The sequence below is a fragment of the Acidobacteriota bacterium genome, from assembly GCA_039028635.1.
Classification (GTDB): Bacteria; Acidobacteriota; Thermoanaerobaculia; order Multivoradales; family JBCCEF01; genus JBCCEF01.
Genome location: JBCCHV010000020.1, coordinates 88,285 through 95,629, shown reverse-complemented (window position 1 = coordinate 95,629; position 7,345 = coordinate 88,285). Strand labels below are relative to the sequence as shown.

Annotated in this window: 4 protein-coding genes; all 4 read right to left on the bottom strand. The window is 68.8% G+C overall.

The window, feature by feature from the left end:
- Nucleotides 1-80: 80 nt before the first annotated feature.
- Nucleotides 81-1,550 (bottom strand): S8 family serine peptidase, encoded by a 1,470-nt coding sequence (locus AAF604_10425; protein ID MEM7050068.1) that lies wholly within the window; start codon nucleotides 1,548-1,550, stop codon nucleotides 81-83.
- A gap of 323 nt (nucleotides 1,551-1,873) precedes the next feature.
- Entirely contained in the window at nucleotides 1,874-3,343 is a 1,470-nt protein-coding gene (locus AAF604_10420) for a S8 family serine peptidase (GenBank protein ID MEM7050067.1), read from the bottom strand.
- Between the two features lie 176 nt (nucleotides 3,344-3,519).
- Nucleotides 3,520-5,916, bottom strand: a complete 2,397-nt coding sequence (locus AAF604_10415; GenBank protein ID MEM7050066.1) for a penicillin acylase family protein — start codon at nucleotides 5,914-5,916, stop codon at nucleotides 3,520-3,522.
- 202 nt (nucleotides 5,917-6,118) lie between these two features.
- On the bottom strand, nucleotides 6,119-7,219 hold the full coding sequence (gene thiO, locus AAF604_10410; GenBank protein ID MEM7050065.1) for a glycine oxidase ThiO: 1,101 nt from the start codon (nucleotides 7,217-7,219) through the stop codon (nucleotides 6,119-6,121).
- Between the last annotated feature and the right edge of the window lie 126 nt (nucleotides 7,220-7,345).

Genomic DNA, 7,345 nt, shown 5'->3' with positions numbered 1-7,345 from the left:
GCGGGGGGGGGGGGGCTGGTGTGTTCTCACCCCCCCCCCCCGCCCGCGGCGGCGGGGGGGGGCCCCCTCGACTCGGGGGACTACTCGGTGACCGCCCGGCGGGCGTTCACGCGACCGACTCCGAAGAACTTGTCGAAGCCGGGCTCGCCGATGTCGTCGGCGGTGCGGAAGAGCTGGCGACGGATCTGCCAGCCGCGCAGGCGACCGCCGTGCTGCGAGTCGATCAGCGCCGCCACGCCGGAGGCGTTGGCGGTGGCACCGATCGAGCCGGCGATGGTCACCCAACCGGGCGGATCATCGACGCAGAACTGGATGCCCGGAAGCTGCGTGAAGCGGCTGCACGGTCCCCACACGCCGGTGGTGAAGAAGTCGGCGAAGGGGAACTCGCCACCCGGAGCGGCAATGTCCACCAGGGAGAATCCGAAGTTGTTGAAGTTGCCGAACTCGCCGCTGACGGCGGTTCCGGAGACCACCACGGTGCCGGCCTGGGCCGGCACGATGCGGTCGTTGCCGTCGGCGTCGGCGTCGATGCCCTCGCGGAACGGCGGATTGGGATCGACGCCGGCTTCGGCGAGCACGATGGCGCCGCGCAGCTTGGCCCACAGGACGGCGAGGCGCATCAGGCGGACGGCCCAGCGGTCCTCCGGGTTGTCGAGGGACAGGTGCGGGAAGAAGTGATAGGTGATGGTGACGACGTCGGCCCGAATGGCTCCGGCGTAGAGGATGCCGGCGATCATGCGACCGACGGTGCTCTGCAAGTCCTTGTCGACCACCTTGATGCCGACCAGCGTGGTGTTGGGGGCGACGCAGGCGTGGCCGAGGGCGTTGCAGGCGATGTTGCCGGCCGCCACCGTGCCATGGAAGTGGAGATCGGCGATCGGGTGGGCGTCCGGGAACATGGTCGCCACCAGGTCGTCTTCCTCGGGCACGAAGGACCGGCTGCGCTCGAGATCGACCTTGCCGTCGAGGTCGACGTGGGTGTAGTCGATGCCGGTGTCGATGACCGCGACCGTGACCTCGGGATCGCCGAGGGCACCGGCAGACCAGGCGCCTTCGGCGTCCATCTGCAGGAACGACCAGTTGAAGAAGCCGTAGAAGGCGGCGGCGGTCGGGTCGGTGACGGTGATCGCCTGGTTCGGCCCGGCGGCGCGCTGCATGGCTTCGGCACGCGCCATGATGCCCGCCGACTCGGCGGCGGTGGCGGTGCGAATCTGGGAGGCTGACACCGGTCCGCGGTAGTCGGCCGTGTCGGGCACGATCCAGATGTCCGGGGTTACCGCATCGACGGCTTTGTGGCCCTCCAGGCGGCTCTTGAAGTCGGGGTCGAGGGAGTGGGCCGCCATCAGCCCGATCTCGAGGTGGTTGCGCTGCACCGTGCCTCCGGCCTCCTCGATGATCCGGGTGGCCTCGCCGGCCTTGACGCTACCGGGTTCGAAGATGACCAGGTACTCGTGATCGCTGAGCACTTTGCGGCTGCCAGCGGCATCCGCCGACAGCGGAGTGAGCACCAGGGCCGTGAGCATCAAACAGCAAGCTAACTTCCGAAGCATGAGCTTTCTCCTTACAGGTTGCTCCATTCATCAACGGGGCACAGACCGCCACGTCTGCGTCCATTCGAAAGCATGTAGATACTTCTATGACTTTCTTTAAAGGCATATATGATTGTATGTATAAGTCATATGGAAGTAAAGGCCCTGAGCAGGAAAAGTGCTCATGATTCGCGGATTCGGGCCGGCCGTCGGACCGAACCGGAACTGCGGTTGTGAAGGCGCGAGGATTGCCGCCGAGGCGGTGGCAAAGGGGCCGGCTTCAGGGGGTACCGGCGGGGGAGGGGGCGCCGGTCGGCGCCCCCTCGATGGCACGACGACCGGTGCTACTCGGAAGTGGCCCGTCGGGCGTTGACCCGACCGACGCCGAAGAAGGGATCGACGCCCGGATCGCCGAGGTCGTCGGCGGTGCGGAAGAGCTGGCGGCGAATCTGCCAGCCGCGCAGGCGTCCACCGTGCTGCGAGTCGATCAGCGCCGCCACTCCGGAGGCGTTGGCGGTGGCGGCGATCGAGCCGGCGACGTTGACCCAGCCGGGGGCGTCGTCGACGCAGAAGCGAATCGCCTCGATGGTGGTGAAGGAGCTGCACGGCCCCCAGACGGCGGTGGTGAAGAAGTCGGCGAAGGGGAACTCGCCGCCGGGGGCGGCGATGTCGACCAGCGAGAAGCCGAAGTTGTTGAAGTTACCGAAGGCGTCGGCGACGCTGGTTCCGGAGACCACCACGGCGCCGGCCTGGGCCGGCACGATGCGGTCGTTGCCGTCGGCGTCGGCGTCGATGCCCTCGCGGAACGGCATGTTGGGGTCGACGCCGGCCTCGGCGAGGACGATGGCGCCGCGCAGCCGGGCCCACAGGATGGCCAGCTTCATCAGGCGCACCGCCCAGCGGTCTTCCGGGTTGTCGAGGGAGAGATGGGGGAAAAAGCTGTAGCTGATGTTGACGACGTCCGCCCGGATCGCTCCGGCGTAGAGGATGCCGGCGATCATGCGGCCGACGGTGCTCTGGTAGTCCTTGTCGACCACCTTGATGCCGACCAGGGTGACATTGGGGGCGACGCAGGCGTGGCCAAGGGCGTTGCAGGCGATGTTGCCGGCAGCGACGGTGCCGTGGAAGTTGAGATCGGCCACCGGATGGGCGCCGGGGAAGAGGTCCTCGAGGAGAGCATCGTCTTCGGGGACGAAGGAACGGCTGAGGTCGAGGTCGACCTTGCCGTCGAGGTCGATGTGGGTGTAGTCGATGCCGCTGTCGAGCACGGCCACCTTGACCTCGGGATCCCCGAGATTGCCGGCGGCCCAGGCGGCGGGCAGCTCCATCGGCAAGAAGGACCAGCCCAGGACATCGAAGAAGGCGGCCGCCGTCGGGTCCGTCACGGTGATCGCCTGGTCGGGGCCGGCGGCGCGTCGGAGCGCCTGAAAGCGACCGACGATGTCGGGAGCGTCCGGGGCGGTGATGGTGCGAACCTGGGCAGCCTCGACCGGGCTGCGGAAGCCGGCATCCTCGGGCAGCACCCAGAGGTCCGGCTGGACGGTGGCGACGGTGCGGTGCTCCGCCAGGCGGCTGGCGAAGTCGGGGTCGAAGGAATGGGCCGCCATCAAACCGATTTCGAGGTGGTCGCGCTGCACCGTTCCACCGGCTTCCTCGATCAGGCGCCGGGCCTCGCCGGCCTTGACGGCGCCGGGTTCGAAGACCACCAGATACTCGTGGTCGCTGGCGACCTTGCGGGCGCCGGACGCTTCGCTGGTCAACGGCACCAGCGCGACGAGAACGAGAAGACAACAACACAGGACGTTTCGAAGCATGTTTCTTTTCTCCTTTGAGATGAGTGAATTGCGGCGGTTGTTAAGGCTCGAAGGGAAACTCCGGTATGCCGGAGAGCAGTTGTTTATATAAACTCGTATTTTCGATAATGTGAAGATATGAGACGAAAGTCATCCCTCCCTGGTGGTGAATTCTCATCGCCTTGCGGGAGGAGGCCCTAGCGGGCCGGCTGGAGGGTCAGGGTGTGGGTCGTGGGGCCCGGCAGGAAGGATGTCGGGGTGCCTTCGACCCAAGCACGATTGGAGTCGCCGTAGTGTGGCGACAGGGGATGGCCGCTCTGGCCGCCGGGCATGTGGAAGATGCCCTCTTCCTCGCGCCCCGGGGCCACGGCCATACGCTGGGAAGCACCATAGCCCGGTTGCTGGACGCGCGGCATGTTGAAGTCGCCGGGAAGCTCGGCGACGGGCAGGTCGAGCCAGCGGCCGAGCTGGGGAACTGCGAGACTGATCGGGTGGCGTAGCTGGACGCGATTGAAGTTGCCCCAGGTCACGGCCTCGAGGTCGGCGCCGATCTGACCGTAGTAGGCGACCACCTGGTCGACGCCGGCGAGGAGCTGTGCCTCCCAGGACGAGTATTTCGGATTGAGCAGGTGCTCTGGTCGCTCCGTGACCAGAGCCCACAGCGGACCCTCGCTGCGCGGCAGCGCGTTGAGGTAGGCATAGGACGGATCGAGCTCGGCGCAGGGAGCGGTGAGGAACTGCAGCAGGTCCTGGAGCAGGAACTGGCGGGCCCCGCGCACCAGGCGGTAGGCCCGGGACGAGACCGACGCACGCCCTTCCCAATCCTCGATCAGGCGGCGGAAGTCGCCCCGCGCCGGGTTCTCGGCGAGGGCACCTTCGTCGAGCAGGTCGAGGAAGAGGTTGCGCCAGCGGTCGAGGAAGCGGGCGCTGTCGTCGAGCTGGATGCGCAGCATGTCCTCGACGGTGGCGGTCTCGAGCTCGAATAGACGGTCACGGATCAGGCCAGCGCGGGCGCCGGAGACGTAGCCGCCATCGCCGAGCAGGGCCAGCCAGTCGCCATCCACCAGGCGATTGTTGGCGGTCCACAGACGATGGTCGACGGGATCGACCAGGCGCGGAATCTCGCGGGCGTCGACCAAGCCATCCCAGCCGCGCGAGCCATTGGCCCAGGAGGTCGGCGTCTGGCCGTCGAAGCCGTAGCGCCGCGGCAGGCGGCCGGCGAGGGTCCAGCCGATCTGTCCGGCGGTGTCCGCGACCACGATGTTCTGGGTCGGCAAGCCGGCGCCGTTGGCGATGTCGAGAGCTTCGCTGGTGGAGCGGGCGCTTTCCAACGCGGCGAGCTCGAAGCCCACCGCATCGGGGTGATGAGCGACCCAGGCGAGGGCGCGAGGGTGGCCGTGGACGTCGTCGTCGATCACCGGTCCCCAAACGGTCGACAGCACCTCGAGGCTCTCCTCCTTGCCGCCCTTGGCGCGCAGCACCTCGAGCCGGCGGTCGAAGCGCCGCCAGCCGTCGGGCGTGAGGTAGGAGTCGGGGTCCTCGGGATGGATCTCCAGCAGGACGATGTCGCTGGTGTCGACGCGGCTGTTGGTGAAGCCCCAGGCGACGTGTCCATTGCTACCGATCACCACCAGTGGAGCGCCCGGCAAGGTGCCACCGGTGACCTCGTGGCCGGGCCATTCGAGGCGAGCCCGGTACCAGATGTTGGGGAGCGACAGGGGGAGGTGCATGTCGGTCGCCAGCAGGGCGCCACCGTGAGCGGTGAGGGCGCCGGCGACGGCCCAGTTGTTCGATCCCGGGACGGCGTGGGCGGCGGCGGTATCGAAGCTGCCCGGCGGTGGCGGGCGATGGGCGGCGACGGCGGTGGCCGGCGGCAGTGCCGCCGCCGCCGTCACCTGTCCGAGCAGGGGAGCGTCCCAGCCGTCTCCGGAGGCGGTCAAGAACTGGTAGAGGTCCGGCGTCAGCTCGGTGGAAAGCAAGCTCAGCCCTTCTTCCACCTGAATGCCGAAGCGCTGCAAGAGCTCGAACATGGCGTAGAGCGTCAGCACCGAGTCTTCCGGGCGCCAGGGCTCCGGCCCCTGGCGCAACAGCAGGTACTCGACGGGGCTGGCGTCGAGAGCGTCGAGGCCGGCGTTGACGCCGTCGGCGTAGGCGGTCAGCAGTCGCCGGGTGGAGCCGGGGCTCTGACCGAAGACCTGGGCCGCGAGCTGGCGAAAGCCGTGACGGCGGGCCCGGCGGTCGGCGCCGAAGGTGGCCGGTCCGAAGAGCTCCGAGAGCTCGCCGGCGGCCTGCCGGCGCTGCAGGTCCATCTGGAAGAAGCGCTCCTGGCCGTGGAGGAAGCCGAGGCCATAGGCGAGATCGACGCGGTGGGTGCCGCGCAGCGTCGGCACGCCGAGCTGGTCGCGGTCGATGGTGACCGCGGCCTCGATTCCCGCCACCGTGAGCTCGCCGCTGAGCTGGGGCAGGCTGGCGCGCAGCTGGCCGCGCAGCCAGAAGCCCCCGAGGGTCGCGACGATCAGCAGAGGCAGTCCGAGAATCAGCAGGGCGAGGCCGATCCCTCGCAACCATCGTCCAGCAAGGCTTCGTTTGGCCATGGCACTCACTCTGAAGAAGGGTCTTAAGGAGACGTTAGTTTACATAGACGATTCTGGATATGCAATTCTCTTCAAGTCAAGCTCATAGTGCACCCAGGGTCTCCATTGGGGACTACGGAAACCTCCTCCGAGAGCCGCCGTCGGGCGACAGGGCTGGCTTGGTGGGGGCTGGTCGGTGGGCCCGCCGGGCGTCCCCGACGGTCTAAAAACGGTCCGGGTGGAAGGCGTCGAGGTCGAGCGACGGTGCGCCGTCGAGGAGGAGCTCGGTCATCACCCGGGCGGTGCCGGCGGAGAGCTCGAAGCCGGCGCGGAAGTGGCCGCAGGCCAGGAACAGGTTGTCGCGGCCGGTGAAAGCGCCGAGCAGCGGCAGGCCGTCCGGGCTGCCCGGTCGCAGGCCGGCCCAGGCTGCCGCGAAGGGCAGCGCCTCGAGGCGCGGCGCGATGCGCCGGGCGAGGGCGATGAGGCCGGCGACGCCGGCCGCCGTCGGGCGCGAATCGAAGCCGGCGTCCTCTTCCGTCGAGCCGATCAGGACCTTGCCATCGGGCCGTGGTACGAGGTAGCGCGGACCGGCCCAGACGAGGTGCGAAAAGAGCGGCGACGGCGCCTCGAGGAGCACGATCTGGCCGCGCATGGGACGGCCCGGAAAGGCGGCGCTGCCGGCCGGCAGGAGATGCGGCGACCAGGCCCCGGCGGCGAGCACGAAGCGGTCCGCCGGCAGCGCCCCGGCGGTCGTCTGGGCGGCGGTGATGCGCCCCTGCGATATCTGCCAGCCGGACAGGGCGCAGTGGGTTCGCACCTCGACTCCACGGCGCCGGCAGGCGACGGCGAGGGCCCGAACGTGCCAGGGATTGCGGATCTGGGCTTCGCTGGGATAGCGGTAGGCGAGAGGGAAGCCACCGTCGAGGGCGGGCTCGAGGCTCTGCAGCTCACGATCCGAGACCGACTCCACGGCGACGCCCTGGGCCTGCAGGTCCGCGGCCTCGCGGCGCAGCGCCGGCACCATCTCCTCGTCCAGGGCGACGTGAAAGGAGCCACAGCGACGATAGCCGTTGTCGATGCCGGTCTCCTCCTGGAGGCGAGGCGACCAGTCGGCGATCATCGAGGTACTGAGGGCGCGCAGCCGATCGATCGGGCGGTCGGCGCCGTCGACGCTCGCCGGAGTGAGGATCCCGGCGCCGGCCCAGGAAGCCTCGCCCCCCACCTCGCCTTTGTCGATCAGGGTGACCCGGGCACCGCGGCCGGACAGCTCGTAGGCCAGCGAAAGGCCGATGACTCCACCACCGGCGATCAGGACGTCACTCATGACTCTCCTTCCAGGGATCGACCGTCGATCGGATCCGCGGCGACCCCGAGAGGGGCCTCGGCAGGCTGCGCAGAGTAGCACGCCGTAGGGCGCCCCGGCAGGGCTGCAGGGCGCTGTCGGCGAGAG